This window comes from Streptomyces sp. NPDC048211, assembly GCF_043202315.1.
Lineage (GTDB): Bacteria > Actinomycetota > Actinomycetes > Streptomycetales > Streptomycetaceae > Streptomyces.
In genome coordinates this window covers 132,280-153,669 of sequence record NZ_JBIDAD010000006.1, presented here as the reverse complement: position 1 = coordinate 153,669, position 21,390 = coordinate 132,280, and the positions used below count along the sequence as shown (strand labels likewise).

Genomic DNA, 21,390 nt, shown 5'->3' with positions numbered 1-21,390 from the left:
CGTGCCCGCGCTGCCCCGGTCGTCGCCCCCGGCTGCCGTGCCCGCCCCGTACGCGAGCCGCTCCCGCCGTCGTGCCCGTACCCGCGGCCCCTGGCTCAGCCCGCGCCGTCCCTGCCCGCGCCGCCCCGGTCGCCGTCCCCGCCGTCCCGCGCGGGCGCCGTACTGCCGCGCTCGATCAGCCGGGGCAGCGGTACCTGAACCGTGCGCGCCGCACCGCCGTCGAGCAGGGCGGTCAGTTCCCGGGCCGCGAGCCGGCCGAACGCGACCGTGTCCCTGGACAGCGCGGTGAGCCACGGCGCGGTGAGCCGGCACAGCGCCGAGTCCTCCCACGAGACCACCGACACATCGCCCGGCACCTGGAGGCCGAGCCCGGCGGTGACCGCCACCCCGGCCGCGGCCATCACGTCGTTGTCGTAGATCAGCGCGGTCGGCGGGTGGGGCCGCTCCAGGACCCGGCGGGTCACGGCCGCGCCCTCGGTGTCGGAGTAGTCCGTGGTCACCGAGTGGGCCTCGGTCAGGCCGCGCCGGTCGGCCTCGACGCGCAGGGACCGGATGCGCCGGTCGGTGTGCGCGAGCGAGGGCAGGCCGGCGATGTGCACGATGCGGCGGTGGCCCAGCTCGTGCAGCCGGCCGACGATGGCCGCCATGACGCCGGCGTCGTCGGCGCGCACCTGTGAGAGGCCCGGGTGCGGGTCGGTGTCGCTGCCGGGGAGGGCCCCGATGACGACGCCGTGCAGACCCAGTTCGTCCAGGAGGCCGACGCGGGGGTCGTCGGTGCGCGGGTCGACGACGAGCACCCCGTCGACCCGGTGCTCGGCCCACCAGCGGCGGTAGACGGCGCACTCGGCCGTCACGTCCTCCACCACCTGGAAGAGCAGGCCGAGTTGGCGCTCGGCCAGGACCTCCTGGATGCCGGAGATCAGCTGCAGGAAGAACGAGTCCACGCCCAGGTTGGCCGCCGGTCGCGCCACCACGAGCCCCACGGTGGCCGACCCCTCGCCCGACAGCGCACGGGCCGCCGTGCTCGGGCGCCAGCCCAGCTGCTCGGCCACGCGCCGGACACGGTCGCGGGTGAGTTCCGAGACGCCCGGCCGGTCGTTGAGCGCGAAGGAGACGGCGCTCTCCGAGACCCCCGCCCGCTGGGCGATGTCCTTCATCGTCGGCCGGCGCGCGGGTGTGCGTCTGACCGGCGAAGCGTCCCCGGCCGGCGGCCCCTTCGGTGTCACCCGGTGCCTCTTTCCCTGCGTTCCCTGTGCTGCTCGTCGGACGTCGGGTTCGCTCGCCCCCGGGGGCATCGTAGGCGCTTCCGGATCATTGGTCGAGTGATGTGCCGAGGCAACTAATGCGCTTGAGTCGATCTCATCTAAAGCGCATTAGTTGAGGTCCCTGAATGCGCTATCACACGGCTCTGACCTGCATGTATGTAGTTGAGCATTGCTGATTTCCGGAGAATGTATTGACTTTCGGCCGGACGCATTGCAGGGTCTGCTGGGCGAACGCAGCCGACGGGTCAGCACCCCGGTTCGCCGTCCGCACGCCTGGTCCGAGCAAAGGAGCCGTTCACCGTGCGCATCTCCCGCAGAGCAGTCGCCACTGCCGCCGTCCTCGCAACCGTCCTGCCGTTGAGTGCGTGCGGCGGTGGGTCCGGAGCGGGCTCGGCCGACGCCTCCGGCAAGGTGGAAGGCAAGATCACCTTCCAGACCTGGAACCTTCAGGCGAACTTCAAGGACTACTTCAACGGCGTGATCGCGGACTTCGAGAAGAAGTACCCGGGCACCGACGTCAAGTGGGTGGACCGGCCGGGTGAGGGCTACGCGGACAAGATCAGCGCGGACGCGGCCGGCGGCACCCTGCCGGACGTCGTCAACGTGTCGCCGGACCTGGTGGCCCCGCTGGCCGAGGCGGGCATCGCGCTGGACCTCGACAAGGCGGCGCCGCAGTACCGCAAGGAGTATCTGGACGGCGCCTGGAAGGCCCATCAGGTACCGGGCAAGGAGGGAACGTACGCCTTCCCCTGGTACCTCAACACCGGGCCGATGTTCTACAACAAGAGCCTGTTCAAGGAGGCCGGGCTCGACCCGGAGAAGCCGCCGACCACCTACGACCAGGTCTTCGCGGACGGTCTGAAGCTGGCCTCGAAGACCGGCGGCAAGGTCGCCACGCTCGCCAACGTGCCCACCATCGAGGACTTCGGCCGCTACGGCGGGCAGTTGATGAACAAGGAGGGCACGGGCTTCGCCTTCAACGACGCCAAGGGCGTCGAACTCCTGACGCACTACAAGGAGTTGTACGACGCCAAGGCGCTCGACGCGCAGGCGCTGACCGCGACCCCCGAGTCGTCGGGGCACAAGTTCCTCACCGGGTCCGTGGCCATGAACCCCGGCAGCGCGCTGGACCTGGCCAACTTCAAGAAGCAGGCGCCGGGCCTCTACAAGAACATCGGCATCACCGACCAGGTCAGCAGCACCGGCAAGGCCAACATGTACGTCATGGGCATCATGGTGAACGCGCAGACGAAGCAGACGCCCGCCGCCGTGGCCTTCGCCCACTACATGACCGACGCGACCCGGCAGATGGACTTCGCCCGGCAGGTCGCCATCTTCCCGAGCACCGCCGGATCCCTCGACGATCCGTACTTCACGAAGGAGGACGGCACCGACGAGACCCGCGTACGGGTCGCCGCCGCCAAGTCCCTGAAGACGGCCGTCAATTACACCCCGGTCCTGTTCAGCGAGCAGATGAAGACCGAGCTGCGGAACCAGATCGCCAAGGCGCTGCAAGGAAAGCAGAGCCCCAAGGAAGCTCTTGACAACGCTGTCAAGGCCTGTGACCGGCTGTTGCAGCAGAGCTGAGACGCCCCGTGAACTCCCCCGCACCCACCCCCGCCCCCGCGACGTCCCGCACCGGGACCGTCCGCACCGGAGCCCCGGCGAGCACGCCGGGCCCCGGCGCGGCGGGAACGGCGGCCCGGCGCGACCGCCCGCCCGCCGGCCGGATCAGACGGCATCTCGCCCTCAGCCCCTGGCTGTTCGCGGCGCCCGGACTCGTCGTCGTCGGCGCCTTCAGCCTCTTCCCGTTCTTCAGCACGCTGGTCAACGCCTTCACCGACCGCCGGACCCTGGTCCCGGGCACGTTCGTGGGCCTCGCGAACTTCCGGGAGCTGCTGCACGACGAGATGTTCTGGATCGGGCTGCGCAACAGCGCGCTGTACGTCGTCGGCGTCGTGCCCGCCCTCGTCATCCTGCCGCTGCTGCTGGCGATGCTCGTCCAGCGGCACATCCCCGGCATCTCCTTCTTCCGCTCGGCCTTCTACACGCCGGTCGTCGCCTCCATCGTCGTCGTCGGACTGATCTGGGTCTGGATGCTCGACGAGCGCGGGCTGATCAACTCGCTCCTGGAGGCGGTGGGCATCGGCAAGGTCGGCTTCCTCAGCGACCAGTGGCTGCTGCTGGGCAGCGCGATGACGGTCACGGTCTGGAAGGGCCTCGGCTACTACATGATCATTTACCTGGCCGCGCTGGCGAACGTACCGCGGGAGCTGCACGAGGCCGCGTCCGTGGACGGCGCCGGAGTCGTGCGCCGCTTCTTCACCGTCACCGTCCCCGCCATCCGCTCCACCATGGTGCTGGTCGCGGCGCTGTCCTCGGTCTCCGCCTTCAAGGTCTTCTCCGAGGTCTACCTGATGGCCGGCCCCTCCGGCGGCCCCGCGGGTGAGGACACCACCCTGGTGATGCTCGTCCAGCGGGTCGGCACCGGGCTGACCGGGCGGGTCGGCTACGCCTCCGCCATCTCGGTCGTCATCTTCGTCGTCACCGTCGGCCTGATGCTCCTGGTGCTCCGCGCCGACCGCAAGGAGGACGCGTGAGCATCCTGAAGACCACCGACGCCGAGGGACGCCGCATCCCGGCCTGGCAGCTCGTCCTGCGCTACGTGCTGCTGCTCGCCGTACTCGCGCTGACCGTGGGACCGTTCCTGTGGCAGCTCTCGACGTCCCTGAAGGGTCCGGGCGAGGACATCTTCAGCTCGCCGCCGAAGTTCTTCCCGAGCGATCCGACCCTGGACAACTACAGCCGGGTCGCCGACACCATCCCGGTGTGGGACTACGCCTTCAACTCCCTCAAGGTCGCCGCCGCCAACGTGGTCACCAACTGCGTGGGCGCCGCCCTGGCCGGCTACGCGCTGGCCCGGCTGCGCTACCGGGGCCGCAGGGCCGCGACGCTGGTGTTCATCCTCGCCATGCTCGTACCGGTGGAGGGCATCATCATCGCCCAGTTCACCACCATGCGTGATCTCGGACTGAACAACACCCTGCTCGGCGTGCTGCTGCCCGGATCCATCGGGGCGATGAACGTCCTGCTGATGCGCAACGCCTTCCTGAACCTCCCCGAGGAGGTGGAGGAAGCGGCCTTCGTGGACGGCGCCAACGTCTGGCAGCGCTTCCTGCGGATCGCGCTGCCCTCGGTCAAGGGCACCCTCGCCGTCGTCGCTATCTTCGCCTTCATGGGCTCGTGGGACGACTTCCTGTGGCCTCTGATCGTCCTCAGCGACCCGGAGAACTTCACCCTGACCATCGGGCTGAACTATCTGCACGGCACGTTCGCGAACGACGAACGGCTCGTCGCCGCCGGCACGATCATCGCCGTGCTCCCGCTCATCGTGCTCTTCGCCGGTCTGCAGCGCTTCTTCTTCCGGGGTGTCGGCGAAGGCGCCGTCAAGGGCTGACCCACCGCCGCTCTCCCTCCCCAGGCCCTGTACCGGGTCGTCCCACGGCGTCACGGGACCGGGCGCGCGCGCTCGCGGCGTCGCCGAAACGCGCCGGCAGTCCCGCCGTGAGAGCGCTCAGCGGCCTCGCGGTCGCACGCACCCGGCCCCGCCACCGCGGGACCACCCCGTACAGGCCCCGCACCACAGAACCAGGACCCGTGTTCCGTATGAGCTCATCCCCGCTGCGCTTCGGCGCTAACTACACCCCCAGCGAAGGCTGGTTCCACCACTGGCTGGACTTCGACCTCGACTCCGTACGGGCCGACCTGGACTCGATCGCGGGTCTCGGCCTCGACCACATCCGGGTCTTCCCGCTCTGGCCCCTCTTCCAGCCCAACCGCACCCTGATCCGCCCGCGCGCCGTGGAGCAGCTGGTCCAGCTCGCCGACGCCGCCGCCGAGCGTGGGCTCGACGTCAGCGTGGACGGGCTCCAGGGGCATCTGTCGAGCTTCGACTTCCTGCCCGCCTGGACCGGGACCTGGCACCGGCGCAACCTCTTCACCGACCCCGACGTGCTCGCCGGGCAGGCCGAGTACCTGCGCACGCTCGCCGCTGCGCTCGCCGACCGGCCGCACTTCATCGGGATGACCCTCGGCAACGAGATCAACCAGTTCTCCGGGGACCCGCACCCCGACCCGGACCGCATCACGCCCGAGCAGGCGGGCGCCTGGCTGACCAGGATGCTCGACGCCTGCGAGGAGGGGGCACCCGGCAAGCTCCATCTGCACGCCGAGTACGACGCCGCCTGGTACCAGGACGACCACGCGTTCACCCCCGCGCACGCGGCCCGCACCGGCGCCGCCACCGCCGTGCACTCCTGGGTCTTCAACGGCACCGCCCAGCGTCACGGCCGCACCGGCACGGCCACCGAGCACCACGCCGCCTACCTGATCGAACTCTCCAAGGCCTGGGCGCTCGACCCGCACCGGCCGGTCTGGCTCCAGGAGGTCGGCGCACCGGCCCCGCTGATCCCCGCCGAGCACGCCGCCGCCTTCACGGAGGCGACCGTCGAGAACGCCCTGGACTGCGAGGACGTGTGGGGCGTCACCTGGTGGTGCTCCCACGACGTGTCCCGCTCGCTGGCGGACTTCCCCGAACTCGAGTACGGGCTGGGCCTGTTGACCAACGACCGGCAGGTCAAACCGGCCGGCCGCGCCATCGCCCGGATCGTCGAGGAGTACCGCGGCCGAAGCCGCAGGCCCGCTCCCCGGACGACGGCCGTCATCGTCGACACCGGCGACGACACGACCGCACCGCGCCGCTCGGTGTGCGCCCCCGGCGGGGCCGTCTTCGAGGCCTTCGCCCGGCTCACCGCGGACGGCGTCCGTCCGACGGCCGTGCTCGCGAGCAAGGCCGACGACGCGCAGCACCTGGCCGCCCGCTCCATCACGGAGGTCGTCGCACCGGACCGCGTCCGGTGACCGCGCCCCCGCACGGCATCACCCCGTACGGCACGACCTCGCACAGCACGACCCCGCACAGCACCGGAATCGCCTCTCGCACGATACGGAGCACACCATGATCCAGCCCCCCTCGCGCCCGTCCGAGCCCACCCGCCGCACCGTCGTCCTCGCGGGCGCGGCAACGGCCGCAGCCCTCCTGACGCCGGCCTTCGCCGGATCGGCGGCGGCGTCCACCGCCGCCTCGGCGAAGACCGCTTCCCAGCCGTTCGCCTCCTACTGGTTCCCCGACTCGGTGCCCGACGGCACCCCGGGCGAGGGCGTCACCTGGCGGAGCCTGAAGGCATGGCGCGCCGAGAAGGACCCCGACCTGGCCTTCAACACCTCGACGGTCCCGCTGGCCGACCGCTTCACGCCGGTCCCGGTGAACACCACGGCCCGTACCGACCAGGCGCGCATCTCCAGCCTGGTGGCCTTCGGGAACACCGCGGGCAACCCGTCGCAGGGCTCCGGCACCGCCGACCACTACGCGCTGAGCCAGTGGGCGTACATCGACGAGCTCGTCTTCTGGGGCGGCTCGGCGGGCGAGGGCCTGGTCCTCGCGCCGAACGCCCCGGTCGTGGACGCCGCGCACCGCAACGGCGTCCCCGTCCTCGGCACCGTGTTCCTGCCGCCCGTGCACCACGGCGGCGATCTGCGGTGGACGCGCGACCTCGTGCAGCGGGACGGGGCCGGACGGTTCCCGCTGGCCGCGAAGCTCGTGGAGGTGGCCGTCGCGCACGGCTTCGACGGCTGGTTCATCAACGCGGAGACGGAGGGCGGGGACGCCGCGCTCGGCGCCGAGATGCTCGCCTTCGTCACCGACCTGCGGGCGCGCAGCGACGCCGCCGGTCTGCGCATCACCTGGTACGACGCGATGACGGTGCGGGGCGAGGTCGGCTGGCAGGGGGCGCTGAACGCCGAGAACACGGCGCTGTTCGAGGAAGCGGACTCGATGTTCGTGGACTTCCGCTGGACCCCCGGCACACTCACCGCCTCCGGGACGAACGCCGAGGAGGCCGGCCGGAGCCGCTACGACCTGTGGGCGGGCGTCGACGTCGAATCGAGCGGCTGGAACAAGGCCGTCGACTGGGACGCGATCATCCCCGCCGACGGACCCCACACCCTCTCGTACGGCTTCTACCGGCCCGAGTGGACCCGCAGCCATCTCCCGGAGGGCCGGACCCCCGCCCAGTTCCACGCCGCCGACCAGCGGTTCTGGACCGGACAGTCCCTCGACCCGGCCCGCCCGGACCGCGCGGACAGCTGGCGCGCCCCCGCCACGGCGGTGGCCGACCGCTCCACCGTCGACCGCCTTCCGTTCGCCACCACCTTCAACACCGGCCACGGTCTGCGCTGGTACGAGAACGGCCGGGCGGTCTCGGACACCGAGTGGAACCACCTGGGGCTCCAGGACCGGCTGCCGGGCCGCCGGTGGGTCGTCCGTACCGACGGCCGGACCCCGTCCGTCGCCTTCGACTTCGCCGACGCCTGGCGCGGCGGCAGCAGCCTCCTCGTCGACGGCGACCTCGACGCCCCGGCCACCGTCGAGCTCTACGGCACGCGGCTGCCCCTCTCCCGGCGCACCGTCGTCGAGCTCACCCACCGGACCGACCCGGGATCGGGCCCGGTCACCGTCGAACTGGCCGTCGCGCAGCACGAACCCGACCGTCCCGGCGACCCGATCGCGTACACGTACGTCCCCGTCGGCGAACTGCGGCCGGGCGGCGCCGGCTGGACCACCGCCACCGTGCGGCTGAGCTCCCTGACCGGGACCGTCCACGCCCTGGGGGTGCGGCTCACGGGGGCCGGCCACGTGCGCTGGCGGCTCGGCGCCCTGGCCGTCCGCGACGCGGTGGAGGTCCCGTCCGCGCCGGCCGGTCTGCGCATCACCGGCGCGACGTCCGGCGCGGACGGGACCGACCTGCGCCTGCGCTGGCAGCGGGCGGCCGGCCGGCCCCGCCACTACGAGCTGTACCGGCTCCTGTCCGACGGCACCGAGCGCTTCCTCGGCGGCACGCCCGGCACCGCCTTCTTCGTTCCGGGCCTCCATCGGGAACCGGGCGAAAAGGCCGCCCGTTTCCTGGTCAGGGCCGTTGGCGAGCTCTACACGACGTCCGGCGCCGCCACCACCGCGCACCGCTGGTAAGCAACGCGAGCACCCCCCACCCCACCGCGATCACCCCCCACCCGCACCCACCTCACAACGGAGCCACCCTCATGCACGACGACCGCAGCCTGGTCGAAGCCCGTCTGAAGCGCGTTCTCGACGAGCGCATCCGGCCGGCCGTATATCCGGAATCCGTCCCGCTGGACGTCGCCGTCTGGAACGCACCGGGTGAGCCCGTCCCCGTCGCGGAGGGACTGGCCGGTCCGACGGAGCCGATCGCGGTCGGCGACCGGTGGGGCGCTCCGTGGGGCACCTGCTGGTTCCGGGTCTCCGGTACGGTCCCCGAGGCCTGGGCGGGCCGGACCGTCGAGGCGCTGCTCGACCTCGGCTTCGACGAGAACATGCCGGGCTTCCAGTGCGAGGGCCTCGTCTACCGCCCCGACGGCACCCCGGTGAAGGGTCTCAACCCGCGCAACCAGTGGGTGCGCGTCGGGGCACCCGCCGAGGGCGGCGAGGAAGTGCTGCTGCACATCGAGGCGGCCTCCAACCCGGTCATCCTCGACTACCACCCCTTCCTGCCGACGACGCTCGGCGACAAGGACACCGCGGGCGACGAACCGCAGTACACCCTCGCCCGGATGGACCTCGCGGTCTTCGACGAGCACGTCTGGAACCTCGTCCAGGACCTGGAGGTGCTGGGCGAGCTGATGCAGGAACTGCCCGTCGAGGGCGCCCGGCGCTGGGACATCCTGCGGGCCATCGGCCGCGCCCTGGACGCGGTCGACCTCCAGGACGTGAACGGCACCGCGGCCGCCGCACGCGAGCAGCTCGCCGGCGTCCTCGCGACGCCCGCCCAGCCGTCCGCGCACCGCATCAGCGCCGTCGGCCACGCGCACATCGACTCCGCCTGGCTCTGGCCGCTGCGCGAGACGGTCCGCAAGGTCGCCCGCACGACGTCCAACATGACCGCGCTCCTGGAGGACGAGCCCGACTTCGTCTTCGCGATGTCCCAGGCCCAGCAGTTCGCCTGGATCAAGGAGCACCGCCCCGAGGTCTACGCGAAGGTCAAGAAGGCCGTCGCGGAGGGGCGCTTCGTGCCGTCCGGCGGCATGTGGGTCGAGTCCGACACGAACATGCCGGGCTCCGAGGCGATGGCCCGCCAGTTCGTGCACGGCAAGCGCTTCTTCCTCGACGAGTTCGGCATCGAGAACGACGAGGCGTGGCTGCCCGACACCTTCGGCTTCGCGGCCGGCCTGCCGCAGATCATCAAGGCAGCGGGCTCCAAGTGGCTGCTCACGCAGAAGATCTCGTGGAGCCAGACCAACAAGTTCCCGCACCACACCTTCCAGTGGGAGGGCATCGACGGCACCCGGATCTTCACGCACTTCCCGCCCGTCGACACCTACAACTGCTCGATGAAGGGCAGCGAGATCGCCCACGCGGCGAAGAACTTCAAGGACAAGGGGGTCGCGCAGCACTCCCTCGCCCCGACCGGCTGGGGCGACGGCGGTGGCGGCACCACCCGCGAGATGATCGCCAAGGCCGCCAGGATGCGCAGCCTGGAGGGCTCCGCGACGGTCACGTGGGAGACCCCCGCCGACTTCTTCACCAAGGCGGAGGCGGAGTACCCGAACGCACCCGTGTGGGTCGGCGAGCTCTATCTGGAGCTGCACCGCGCCACCCTCACCAGCCAGGCGAAGACGAAGCAGGGCAACCGCCGCAGCGAGCACCTGCTGCGGGAGGCCGAGCTGTGGGCCGCCACCGCCGCCGTGCGGACCGGGTCCTCCTACCCGTACGAGCAGCTGGACCGGATCTGGAAGACGGTGCTGCTGCACCAGTTCCACGACATCCTGCCCGGCTCGTCGATCGCCTGGGTGCACCGTGAGGCGGAGAAGACGTACGCGGCCGTCGCCGAGGAGCTGAACGGCATCATCGACGCAGCCCAGCGGGCCCTGGCCGGTGACTCCACGACGGGCGAGGTCCTCGTCTTCAACTCCGCCCCGCACCCGCGCGGCGGCGTCGGCGCGGGTGCGGCGGCGGCCGCCACCGCCGTCGGAGCCCCGGCCCCCGCCCCGCGCGAGGGCGGAGGTTACGTGCTGGACAACGGTCTGCTCCGGGTGGAGATCGACGGCCGGGGGCTGGTCGTCTCGGCGTACGACATCGGCGCCGAGCGCGAGACGGTGGCCCCGGGCCGGGCCGCCAACCTGCTCCAGATCCACCCCGACTTCCCGAACATGTGGGACGCCTGGGACGTCGACGCCTTCTACCGCAACACCGTCACCGACCTGACGGACCTCGACGAGCTCACGGCCGTCGAGGGCGACGGCGCCGCCACCGTGCGCGTCGTCCGCAGCTTCGGCGACTCGAAGGTCACCCAGCTGCTGACCCTCGCGCCCGGCGCCAAGCGGCTCGACATCGACACCGAGGTCGACTGGCACGAGACGGAGAAGTTCCTCAAGGCGGCGTTCCCGCTGGACGTCCACGCCGAGCGGTACGCCTCCGAGACCCAGTTCGGGCACTTCTACCGGGCCACCCACGCCAACACCAGCTGGGAGGCCGCCAAGTTCGAGGCGTGCAACCACCGCTTCGTCCACCTGGAGGAGCCGGGCTGGGGCGTGGCGCTCGTCAACGACTCGACGTACGGCCACGACGTGACCCGTACGGTCCGCGACTGCGACTCCGGTACGACCACCACCGTGCGGGTCTCGCTGCTGCGCGCCCCCCGCTTCCCCGACCCGGAGACCGACCAGGGCGTGCACCGCTTCCGGCACGCGCTCGTCCCCGGTGCGGCGATCGGTGACGCGGTCCGCGAGGGCTTCCGGATCAACCTGCCGGAGCGCCGGGTCACCGGTGACCGGGAGGTGGCCCCGCTGGTGTCCGTCGACAACGACGCGGTCGTGGTGAGCGCGGTCAAGCTGGCCGACGACGCGAGCGGCGACCTCGTGGTGCGCCTCTACGAGTCGACGGGCGGTCGCGCCAAGGTCCGGCTCGCCCTCGGCTGCGAAGCCGGCGGCGTCGCGGTGTGCGACCTGCTGGAGCGCTCGTCCGCCGATGCGGTGGCGCCCGAACTCCGGGACGGTGGAGTCGAGTTGGCGCTGCGGCCGTTCGAGCTGGTCACGCTGAGGTTCACCCGCGGCTGACCCGTCCGCCCTCCTCCCGGCCCGGGGCCGGGAGGAGGGCGGGTCGCCGGGCCCGAAGCGCTGTAGCACGGAGCGACGAATATCTATAGCCGCAAGCACAGAATTTTATGCAATGCCCGGTGAAGGTTTATGACGCGCCGGACGGAGTGTAATTACTTCCCGCGCCCGCTCGCATTCATTGTGCTACTGTAGATCTCAGTTGCAGTTGTGGTTCCCAAAGACTCCAAGTGCTCTCCCCGGCTAAATGGGCCGGTGGGTGCGCTTTTGTATTTTCCGGCTCATTATCCGGATGGGGTAATCATCGCGGCGACGCGGGACTGGCACAGTGCGAGTCCCCGGGCTCTGCCCCAGAAGGAGATAAACATGGCTACTGGCACCGTCAAGTGGTTCAACGCGGAAAAGGGCTTCGGCTTCATCGAGCAGGATGGTGGCGGCGCTGACGTCTTCGCCCACTACTCGAACATCGCCGCCAGCGGCTTCCGTGAGCTGCAGGAGGGCCAGAAGGTGAACTTCGACGTCACGCAGGGCCAGAAGGGCCCGCAGGCGGAGAACATCACCCCCGCGTGAATCCGATGACACCGGCGCTCACGCGCTGAGTGCGCATCCACAGCTGGGGCCCGCACCTTGGGTGCGGGCCCCAGCTCGTTGCTTTTCCCGGGTCCGCCTCCCGTGCACGCCGTGTCGGCACCGCCGCCACGAGCCGCCGGGGAAGCAGACAGGACCCACGCTCTTCACCGTGCGGCGGACGATCCGCCATGGCTCCCGGACCACCGGTCCGCCGGAGCCCCGTGACGAGACCCGCAGGCCCGTGTCCCGGGCCGGCTCGTCCGTCATTGCGAAGCGCCGGACCCGGCTCTGCCGGGCCCGTATCGGCTCAAGACCGGCCGCCGGGCTTCGTTCACGTATGCCAACGGCCCGTTCTTGCGATTCTTGTGCCGCTCGTCGCCGCAATGAATTCCTCGATACGCGCCATATCGAGGAAAGGTTCTGCATGAACCGCGATCGCACAGCTCGTTCCAACGACCGTTTCTCCCGCACCACCCGCGGCGGTGGAGCCACCGGTTCCGGCGGCTCCCGTTCGGGTGGCGGCGGCTTCCGCTCGCAGGCCCCGGGCCGTCAGGGCGGCGGCCAGGGCCGCTTCGGCGCTCCGGCCCAGCGCTCCGGTGGCGGCTACGGCCGTCGCCCCGCCGCCAAGCAGGGCGAGTTCGCCCTGCCGAAGACCATCACGCCGGGACTGCCCGCCGTCGAGGCCTTCGCCGACCTCGACATGCCCGCGCCGCTGCTGTCGGCGCTCGCGAACGAGGGCGTCACCGTGCCCTTCCCGATCCAGGCGGCCACGCTGCCGAACTCGCTCGCCGGCCGTGACGTGCTCGGCCGCGGCCGTACCGGCTCCGGCAAGACGCTCGCCTTCGGGCTGGCCCTGCTGGCCCGTATCGAGGGACGGCGCGCCGAGGCCCGCCGCCCGCTGGCCCTGGTCCTCGTCCCCACCCGCGAGCTCGCCCAGCAGGTGACCGACGCGCTCACCCCGTACGCCCGCTCGCTCAAGCTGCGGATGGCCACCGTCGTCGGCGGCATGTCGATCGGCCGGCAGGCCTCCGCGCTGCGTGGCGGCTCCGAGGTCGTCGTCGCCACGCCCGGCCGGCTGAAGGACCTGATCGACCGCGGTGACTGCATCCTGGACCGGGTCACCATCACCGTCCTGGACGAGGCCGACCAGATGGCCGACATGGGCTTCATGCCGCAGGTCACCGGGCTGCTCGACCAGGTGCAGGCGGAGGGCCAGCGGATGCTGTTCTCGGCGACCCTGGACCGCAACGTCGACCTGCTGGTCCGCCGATACCTGCACGACCCGGTCGTCCACTCGGTCGACCCGGCCGCCGGTGCGGTGACGACGATGGAGCACCACGTGCTCTACGTCCGCGGCGCCGACAAGTACGCCACCACGACGGAGATCGCCGCCCGCGACGGCCGCGTGATCATGTTCCTGGACACCAAGCACGCCGTGGACAAGCTCACCGACCACCTGCTCAGCAGCGGGGTTCGGGCGGCGGCGCTGCACGGCGGGAAGTCCCAGCCGCAGCGCACCCGGACCCTGACGCGCTTCAAGACCGGGCACGTCACGGTGCTGGTCGCCACGAACGTCGCGGCCCGGGGCATCCACGTCGACAACCTCGACCTGGTCGTCAACGTCGACCCGCCGAGCGACCACAAGGACTACCTGCACCGCGGCGGCCGCACCGCCCGCGCTGGCGAGTCCGGCAGTGTCGTCACCCTGGTGCTGCCCAACCAGCGCCGTGAGATGACGCGGCTGATGGCCGACGCAGGGATCACCCCGCAGGTTGCCGAGGTCCGCTCCGGCGAGGCCGAGCTGAGCCGGATCACCGGTGCGCAGGCGCCGTCGGGGATCCCCGTCACCATCACCTCGCCGCCGTCCGAGCGCCCCAAGGGCGGCTCCTCCTCCCGCGGCCGGCGCAGCCGTCCGTCGCAGGCGCGCCGCTCGTCGTCGTCCGCGTCGTCGGCGTCGTCCTTCTCCGCGTCGCGGAGCGGTGGCGCGCCGCGCCGCTCCTCCGGCGACCGTGCCGCCTGACCGGCACCCGCGTTCCCGCCCGGTTCCGTCCCCCGATCCCGTTGAGGCACTATGCGCTGCGTCATCGCCCGCTTCCCGTTCGACCTGTTCAAGCACGAGGTCGAGGAATCGATGAAGGGCATCAAGCCCGAACCCGTCACCGGGGAATCGGTGATCATCAGCCGTCGTGTGTACCCCGTCAAGCAGGTGGGCGAGGTCATCACCCGGCAGGACCGCCGCGACTTCTCGGCCGGTGAGGTGACCAGGGCGCTCTCGCGCCTCGGCTTCACCTGCCGGTCCGTCCCGGCGCCCGCCGCACCCGTGGTGCTCAGCCCCCTGGAAGCGGCGTCCGCCGCCCTGGGGACGCCCGGCCAGGACGCCTGAGCCGGGGCCCGCGTCACACGCCGAGGCCCGGCCTCCCCACGGGGGAGGCCGGGCCTCGGCGTGTGCGGTGTCAGGTCCAGAGCGCCTCGGCGAGCGCGACACCGGCGAAGGCCGCCCCCAGGCCCGCGACCACACTCGCCACCGCGTTGGCCGCCGCATAGAACCGCGCCCCGCCCTCGGCCAGCCGCAGCGTCTCGTAACTGAACGTCGAGTACGTGGTCAGTGCCCCGCAGAGCCCCGTCCCCAGCAGCAGCTGCAGGTGCGAGGACGCGGCGCCGGCCGCCACCGCGCCGGTCAGCAGGCCCAGCGCCAGACAGCCGCTCACGTTCACCGCGAAGGTCCCCCACGGGAAGACGGTGTCGTGCCTGGCCTGCACCGCCCGGTCGGTCAGGTAGCGCAGCGGGGCACCGACCGCCGCACCGATGATCACCAGCAGCCAGTTCACCGGCGCTCCCCGGGGTCCGGCGCCGGGCGGACGATCTCGCAGGCGTCCAGCGTGACCGGGCCGACGGCCAGATCGGCGATCAGGGGCAGGAACGCGCGGATCCTCGCCTCCGTGTCCACGATCACCACCGCGACCGGCAGGTCGTCGCTGAGCGAGAGCAGCCGCTGGGTGTGGATCATCGAGGAGGAGCCGAAGCCCTCGACGCCCCGGAAGACGGTGGCGCCCGCGAGTCCCGCCGCGTGCGCCCGGTGCACGATCTCCGTGCAGACCGGACGGTGGTGCCAGGTGTCGGACTCGCCGGCCAGGACGGTCAGCCGCAGGCCCGGTGCCGTGTGCGAAGTCGTCATGTCTGCCTCCACGCCAGTGCGCGGCGGGTCGTCCACACCGCGCTCCATACCGCCACGAGGGCCGCGAGCAGGGTCAGCGCCAGGTAGGCCAGGCCGGTACGGGCCCGGCCGCCGTCGACGAGACGCTCGATGTCGACGGCGTACGTGGAGAAGGTGGTGAAGCCGCCCAGTACCCCGGTGCCGAAGAACGGCCGTACCAGGCGGTGGGCGGTCCACGCCTCGCTGATCACCACCATGAACACACCGATCACCGCGCAGCCGACGACGTTCACCACGAGGGTCGTCCACGGGAATCCGTCCGTTGCCGTGGGCCACAGGAGCGCGGCGCCGTAGCGGGCGCTCGCGCCCACCGCGCCGCCGAGCGCGACCACCGCGACGGCGGCGGTCTGCGGGTGGGGGGTCTTCGCGGACACACGTCTCCTACCTGCCGGGGCGCCCGCCGGACGCGGGCTCGCACGGTCGCAAGTAGGGACCGTTGACGGCACGCGCCGTGGTTCGGGTACGGCGGGCCCCACCGCCGTGCGGCGGCCGTCGCCGGTCCCCGCTGTCCTCAGGATATCGCCCGTGTGCCGCGGGGAGCACAGCCCTTAGGGTTGCCCGGGTGTATGCCAACGGGGAGTTGCGGACAGCGGTCGGGACCATAGAGCGGGGGCGCATCCCCCGTCAGCGTGGCCGGGAGCCGGAAGTCCGCGCGTCGTGGTGGCGCCGGAACCGGGTGCCGGTCGTCGCCGTGGCCGTCGTGGTTCCGCTCTACGCCGTGTGGGCTGCCGTCCTGGCCACCGGCGGCGGTGACCTCGCCGCGCAGGTCGCCTGGTCGGGATTTACCGCCCGCCACCCGGGCGCGGCCTACAACCTCTCCTGGTACGGGGGGACGCACACGGCCAACTACAGCGTCTTCTCTTCGTACTTGATGGCCTTCTTCGGCGTCCGGGCGGTGTCCGTCGCCGCGGGGATCGCGGGCACCTGGCTGATGGCGCTCCTCTTCGTCCGCAGAGATGTGCCGCACGCTCTCGTGCCGGCGGTCCTCGCGGCGCTCGCCCTGTGGTGCAACGTCGCCTCCGGACGTACGACCTTCGCGCTCGGGGTCGCCGTCGGGCTCGTGGCCTGTCTGTACGTCCACCGCCCGGTGACCGCGCTCGTGGCCGGGGCGCTGGCGACGATGGCCAGCCCGGTCGCGGGGCTGTTCCTCGTGGTGGCGGGGGCGGCGTACCTGCTGGACCGGCAGTGGCGGAAGGGCGCGGTGCTGATGGTGCCGTTCTTCGCCGTCGTGGGCGTCACCACGGTGCTCTTCCCGTTCGAGGGCGAACAGCCCATGGCCGCCAACAGGCTGTGGATGCCGATCGCCGTCTGCGCCGTCCTCGCGGTCGCGGCGCCGGTGCGGCGGGAGTGGCTCCTGCTGCGGTACGGCGCGGTGGTGTACGCCGTCGGCGTGCTCCTGACCTACCTCATCGCCTCCCCGATCGGTACGAACGTGGAGCGGCTGCTCGGTCTCGTCGCCGTGCCCGTGCTGGTCATGGCGCTCCTCGCCCTCGTCCGGGAGAAGGCGTGGGGGCGGACGGCGGTGGTGGCGGTGGCCCTCGTGCTCTCCGCCAACTGGCTGGCGGACAAGACCGTGGACGACCTCCGGGTGTCCACCGCGGTGCCGTCGTGGGCGTCACGTACCCAGGGCGTGGTCGGTGAACTCCACCGGCTCGGCGCCGGTCTCGGCCGCGTGGAGGTCGTCCCGGCCCGAAACCATCGCGAGGCGGCCGCACTTGCCCCGCACGTGAACATGGCCCGCGGCTGGAACCGCCAGCTCGACGTCGAACGCGGGCGGCTCTTCTACGACGGGACGCTGTCCCCCGACGAGTACCGGGCCTGGCTGGACCGGTGGGCCGTGGGTTACGTGGTGCTGCACCACGGACAGCCCGACGGCCCCGCCGAGGCGGAGGCGGCGCTGGTCAGGGCCGGGCAGCCGTGGCTGAAGCAGGTGTGGCGGGACGACGGGTGGACGATCTACCGGGTGCGGGGCGCGAGGCCGCTGGTGGACGCGCCCGCCCAGGTCGTACGCGGCGACGATGCCGAGCTGGTGGTGCGGATGCCCGAGGCGGGGTCGGTGACCGTGCGCCTCGCCCATTCGCCGTGGCTGCGGGTGCGCGGTGCGGACGGCGGCAGCGGGGGCTGTCTGCGGCAGGACGGCGAGTGGACGAGGCTGACCGTGCCGAGGGGCGGGACCTACCGGCTGGACTCGGCGTACCGGCTGTCGCGCGGAGGCGGCTGCTGAGCCGGGATTCAGGCCGGTCGCGCGGGTGCGGTGGCTGAGGCGGGTCGCGGCCGCCCGGACCACGGGCTGCCCGCCCTGCGCGGCGCGCGGGCCGGACCAGCGGTTTCACCCGATCGGCCACCGCATCTGCGCGTCGGGCGGAGAGGCCGCAGGGTGGTCCCATGTGGCTCCGTCACCGACTCTGGCCGGCCGCCGCGGTCCTCCCGCTCACCCTTCTGATGCTGCGGGACGCCCCGGTGCGCCTCGTGCTGCCCCCGCCGGCCGCCCAGGTGCACGAGCGGGCGCGCGGGGTGCCGCAGCCGAAGATCGTCACCCGGGCCGGCTGGCACGCGGACGAGAGCATGGTCCGGGAGCACGCGGTCTACACGGGCGCCGTGCGGGCGGTCTTCATCCACCACACGGGGGAGTCCAACACCTACGACTGTGCGGACGTGCCCCGCATGCTGCGGGCGGTCGAGGAGTCCCACATCAAGGGCAACGGCTGGGACGACATCGGCTACAACTTCCTCGTCGACCGGTGCGGGACGATCTACGAGGGCCGGGCCGGCGGCATCACGCGGCAGGTCCGCGGGGCGCACACCACGGGCTTCAACGCCGACAGCGTGGGCATAGCCGTGCTCGGCAACTACGGACGCGGGGCCGAGGTGCCGCAGGTCATCGTGCGGGCCCTCGCCGAGGTGGCCGCGTGGAAGCTGCGGCCCGGGTCCGATCCGCGCGGCACGGTCCGGCTGGTCTCGACGAACGACGCGAGCAGGTACCCGAAGGGCAAGGCGGCGGTGCTGCACGTCATCTCGGGCCACCGTGACGCCTATCAGACCAACTGCCCCGGCGAGGCGCTGTACGCGCAACTGCCCGCGATCAGGGCCGCGGCCGCGGCCCTGCGCCAGGCGCGGACGGGCACGGAGGACGCGGAAAGCCCCTCCTGAGTTTCGTACTAGTACATAACGTCTTTGTGTCTAGTTCGAAAGGGGTTAGCATTCCGGCATGCCTGCCACGACCCCGCTCCCCGTGACCCTGACCGGCCCCCACGTCCGCGTCGAGCCGCTGTCCCCGGACCACCTCGGCGATCTCTTCGCCGCCGGCGGCGGTGACGAAGAGGTCTGGCGCTGGCAGGGCGGACCGGCCCCGCGCACCGAGGAGGAGCTCGGCGAGAAGCTCACGGCGCTGCTCGCGGCCGCGCGGCGCGGTGAGTACGTCCCGTTCGCCGTCATCCACCGCGCGAGCGGCCGGGCGGTCGGCTGGACCACCTACATGGACATCGCCGCGGCCGACGAGCGCCTGGAGATCGGCTCGACGTGGTACGGCCGCGCGTACTGGCGCTCGGCGGTCAACACCGGGACGAAGCTGCTGCTCCTCGGCCACGCCTTCGAGGAACTGGGCATGGGACGGGTGCAGTTGAAGACCGACCACCTCAACGTCCGTTCCCAGGAAGCGATCGCCCGGCTCGGCGCCCAGCGCGAAGGGGTGCTGCGCCGCCACCGCCGCCGGCCCGACGGCACCTGGCGCGACTCGGTCTACTTCTCGCTGCTCGCCGACGAATGGCCCGAGGCCAAGGCCCGCCTGGAGGCCCGCCTCTGACCTCGCGCCGATCCGTACGCGGGCCGGCCGCCGGCCCCCGTACGGGGGCAGTCCCCAGGGCCCGTGTCCACCGACCGGTGGACCCCGGGTTCCACCGGGCGGGGCTGCCGGGCGAACGGCCCAGCGAACCAGCATGGACGCATGAGAACACGACCCGTACATATGGCCCGTTGGAGCGCCCGGCACCCGTGGCGCGCGATCGTCGGCTGGTTCGTCTTCGTGCTGCTGTGCCTCGGCGCGGGCATCGCCGCCGGCAACAACCCCGCCACCACGAAGGACTTCTGGGTCGGCGAGGCCGGCCACGCCGAGTCGATGGCCACCGACGGCGGCCTCCAGCGCCGGCCCACCGAACACATCCTGATCCGCGCCAGGTCCGGCCCCCTGGACACGCGACGGGCCACGGCCGCGGCCCGTGACCTCACCGCCCGGATGGACGCGCTGCCCGAGGTGGCCGACGTGGCGCCGCCCGTCCGCTCGAAGGACGGCACGGCCCTGCGCGTGACCGTGGTCATGAAGGGCGCCGAACTCGACGCCAGGAAGAACGTCGTCCCGCTCCTCGACCGGACCGCGCAGGTGGCGGAAGCCCACCCGGACCTGATCGTGGAGGAGACCGGCTCGCCCGCCATCAGCAAGGGTGTCAACGACCAGCGCGGCGACGACCTCGCACTGTCCGAGCGCCTCTCCCTGCCGGTGACGCTCGTCATCCTGCTGATCGTGTTCGGGTCGGTCGTCATGGCCGGTGTGCCGCTGCTCCTGGCGCTCTCCTCGATCGCCGCGACGATGGGCCTGGCCATGCTGGCCTCGCACCTGATGCCCGACCCGGGCGTCGGGACCAACATGATCCTGCTCATGGGCCTCGCGGTCGGCGTCGACTACACCCTCTTCTACCTCAAGCGCGAACGCGAGGAACGGTCCCGGGCAGCCGGCCGCCTCAGCCCCGAGGCGCTCGTGGAACTCGCCGCGGCGACCGCGGGCCGGGCCGTCGTGGTCTCCGGCGTCGCCGTGATCGTCTGCACCGCCACCCTCTACCTGGCCACCGACGTCATCTTCTCCTCGCTGGCCACCGGCACCATCCTCGTCGTCGCCGTCGCCGTCCTCAGCTCGCTCACCGTGCTGCCCGCGCTGCTCGTGAAGCTCGGCCACCGCACCGAACGCCGCGCCGCGAAGAAGGCCGCCCGGCGGGTGAGACGGGGTGCGCCGGTCCGCACGAAGGCGGCGAAGCCCGAGAACGGCCGGATCTTCGGCGCCCTCATGCGCCCCGCCCGGCGCCACCCCGCGATCACCCTGTGCGTCTCGGTCCTGGTCATGCTCGCCGTGGCGGCGCCCGCGCTGGGCCTCAAGCTCGTCGACCCGGGCAAGGACACCTTCTCCCGCGACATCCCGGCCATGCGGGTCTACGACCGGCTGACCACGGCGTTTCCCGAACTCCTGGTCAAGCACGAGGTGGTGACCCGAAGCACCCCGGAACAGGCACCCGAGGTCAGGAAGGCCCTGACCGAACTCGGCCGGACCGCCCAGGCGGACCCGCTCTTCGCCCGCACCGGGGAGCCCGTCGTGCGCACGTCCGCCGACGGCCGGACCAGCGTGCTGGAACTGGCGGTGCCGCACCCGGCGCCCTCCGACGAGGCGATCACCTCGCTGGACCACCTGCGCCACCGCTACATCCCGGCGACAGTAGGTGAGTTGGCGTCCGTCGACACGGCGGTCAGCGGTGACGTGGCCCGCGGCCAGGACTATGTGCACCACGAGCGGAGCAAGCTGCCGCTGGTGATCGGATTCCTTCTGCTGCTCACCTTCGTCACGACCGCGCTGGTGTTCCGCTCGGTGATCGTCGGCCTGCTCGGAGTCGTACTGAACCTGCTCTCCGCGGCCGCCGCGATGGGCGCGCTCGTCCTGGTCTTCCAGGGCACCTGGGCCGAGGGTCTGCTGGACTTCGACTCCCTCGGCGCGATCGCGTCCAGGGTGCCGCTCTTCCTCTTCGTGCTCCTGTTCGGCCTGTCGATGGACTACCAGGTCTTCGTCGTCAGCCGGATCAAGGAGGCCATGGACCACGGGATGACGGCCCGCGAGGCGGTGCTCGACGGCATCGACCGCTCGGCCAAGGTGGTGACGAGCGCGGCCCTGGTCATGGTGACGATCTTCGCCGCCTTCGTCTTCCTGCACCTCACCGAGATGAAGCAGATGGGCTTCTGCCTGGCGGTCGCGGTCCTGCTGGACGCCGTCGTCATCCGGATGATGATCCTTCCCGCCGCCCTGCTGCTCCTCGGCGAGCGTGCCTGGCGCCCGTTGCGCCGCAAGCCCGCCGGCGTCCCTCCGGTCCCCGCGGACCGGCCCGTTCCCCACGTAGGCTGACG

At 71.9% G+C, this 21,390-nt stretch carries 17 protein-coding genes; 13 read left to right on the top strand and 4 right to left on the bottom strand.

Going from position 1 to position 21,390, the window contains the following annotated elements; all coding sequences use genetic code 11:
• Positions 1–95: 95 nt before the first annotated feature.
• A complete protein-coding gene (locus tag ACGFZA_RS22975; protein ID WP_393681905.1) occupies positions 96–1,157 on the bottom strand; it encodes a LacI family DNA-binding transcriptional regulator in 1,062 nt (353 codons plus the stop codon).
• A gap of 408 nt (positions 1,158–1,565) precedes the next feature.
• On the opposite strand from ACGFZA_RS22975, the gene ACGFZA_RS22970 reads away from it, so the two are divergent.
• From ACGFZA_RS22970 to ACGFZA_RS22930, 9 genes are all read left to right on the top strand, one after another.
• Positions 1,566–2,852 (top strand): ABC transporter substrate-binding protein, encoded by a 1,287-nt coding sequence (locus ACGFZA_RS22970; RefSeq protein WP_393681549.1) that lies wholly within the window; start codon positions 1,566–1,568, stop codon positions 2,850–2,852.
• Positions 2,853–2,995: 143 nt separating this feature from the next.
• On the top strand, positions 2,996–3,865 hold the full coding sequence (locus ACGFZA_RS22965; protein ID WP_385278029.1) for a carbohydrate ABC transporter permease: 870 nt from the start codon (positions 2,996–2,998) through the stop codon (positions 3,863–3,865).
• A complete protein-coding gene (locus ACGFZA_RS22960) occupies positions 3,862–4,722 on the top strand; it encodes a carbohydrate ABC transporter permease (protein ID WP_393681547.1) in 861 nt (286 codons plus the stop codon). The genes ACGFZA_RS22965 and ACGFZA_RS22960 overlap by 4 nt, the downstream gene beginning before the upstream one ends.
• Positions 4,723–4,931: 209 nt before the next feature.
• The gene (locus ACGFZA_RS22955; protein WP_393681545.1) at positions 4,932–6,185 is read left to right on the top strand and encodes a glycosyl hydrolase; all 1,254 of its coding nucleotides are present in this window, start codon (positions 4,932–4,934) and stop codon (positions 6,183–6,185) included.
• A gap of 97 nt (positions 6,186–6,282) precedes the next feature.
• Positions 6,283–8,352, top strand: coding sequence for an endo-beta-N-acetylglucosaminidase (locus tag ACGFZA_RS22950; RefSeq protein WP_393681543.1), 2,070 nt, complete (start codon positions 6,283–6,285; stop codon positions 8,350–8,352).
• Between the two features lie 71 nt (positions 8,353–8,423).
• The gene (locus tag ACGFZA_RS22945) at positions 8,424–11,453 is read left to right on the top strand and encodes an alpha-mannosidase (RefSeq protein WP_393681541.1); all 3,030 of its coding nucleotides are present in this window, start codon (positions 8,424–8,426) and stop codon (positions 11,451–11,453) included.
• Positions 11,454–11,816: 363 nt separating this feature from the next.
• Positions 11,817–12,020 carry a cold-shock protein gene (locus ACGFZA_RS22940; RefSeq protein ID WP_015609674.1) on the top strand — a complete coding sequence of 68 codons (204 nt, stop codon included), beginning with the start codon at positions 11,817–11,819 and terminating at the stop codon, positions 12,018–12,020.
• A 424-nt stretch (positions 12,021–12,444) separates the two neighbouring features.
• Entirely contained in the window at positions 12,445–14,040 is a 1,596-nt protein-coding gene (locus ACGFZA_RS22935; protein WP_393681538.1) for a DEAD/DEAH box helicase, read from the top strand.
• A gap of 51 nt (positions 14,041–14,091) precedes the next feature.
• On the top strand, positions 14,092–14,403 hold the full coding sequence (locus ACGFZA_RS22930; RefSeq protein ID WP_385283073.1) for an SCO5918 family protein: 312 nt from the start codon (positions 14,092–14,094) through the stop codon (positions 14,401–14,403).
• 70 nt (positions 14,404–14,473) lie between these two features.
• On the opposite strand, the gene crcB (ACGFZA_RS22925) is transcribed toward ACGFZA_RS22930, so the two are convergent.
• The 3 genes from crcB (ACGFZA_RS22925) to crcB (ACGFZA_RS22915) are packed head-to-tail and all read right to left on the bottom strand — an operon-like array spanning position 14,474 to position 15,608.
• Positions 14,474–14,848, bottom strand: coding sequence for a fluoride efflux transporter CrcB (crcB, locus tag ACGFZA_RS22925; RefSeq protein ID WP_385283070.1), 375 nt, complete (start codon positions 14,846–14,848; stop codon positions 14,474–14,476).
• Entirely contained in the window at positions 14,845–15,195 is a 351-nt protein-coding gene (locus ACGFZA_RS22920) for a DUF190 domain-containing protein (RefSeq protein ID WP_385283067.1), read from the bottom strand. Before ACGFZA_RS22920 ends, crcB (ACGFZA_RS22925) begins: the two co-directional genes overlap by 4 nt.
• Positions 15,192–15,608, bottom strand: a complete 417-nt coding sequence (crcB, locus tag ACGFZA_RS22915; RefSeq protein WP_385283064.1) for a fluoride efflux transporter CrcB — start codon at positions 15,606–15,608, stop codon at positions 15,192–15,194. The genes ACGFZA_RS22920 and crcB (ACGFZA_RS22915) overlap by 4 nt, the downstream gene beginning before the upstream one ends.
• 302 nt (positions 15,609–15,910) lie before the next feature.
• Between crcB (ACGFZA_RS22915) and ACGFZA_RS22910 the strand changes: the two genes are divergently transcribed.
• The 4 genes from ACGFZA_RS22910 (at position 15,911) to ACGFZA_RS22895 (ending at position 21,388) form a co-directional block, all read left to right on the top strand.
• Positions 15,911–17,458, top strand: a complete 1,548-nt coding sequence (locus ACGFZA_RS22910) for a hypothetical protein (RefSeq protein ID WP_393681535.1) — start codon at positions 15,911–15,913, stop codon at positions 17,456–17,458.
• A gap of 161 nt (positions 17,459–17,619) precedes the next feature.
• Complete coding sequence (locus ACGFZA_RS22905; protein ID WP_385283058.1) at positions 17,620–18,384, top strand: peptidoglycan recognition protein; 765 nt, start codon at positions 17,620–17,622, stop codon at positions 18,382–18,384.
• 58 nt (positions 18,385–18,442) lie between these two features.
• On the top strand, positions 18,443–19,036 hold the full coding sequence (locus tag ACGFZA_RS22900; protein WP_393681532.1) for a GNAT family N-acetyltransferase: 594 nt from the start codon (positions 18,443–18,445) through the stop codon (positions 19,034–19,036).
• A 141-nt stretch (positions 19,037–19,177) separates the two neighbouring features.
• Positions 19,178–21,388 carry an MMPL family transporter gene (locus ACGFZA_RS22895; protein WP_393681530.1) on the top strand — a complete coding sequence of 737 codons (2,211 nt, stop codon included), beginning with the start codon at positions 19,178–19,180 and terminating at the stop codon, positions 21,386–21,388.
• The last annotated feature ends 2 nt before the right edge of the window (positions 21,389–21,390 follow it).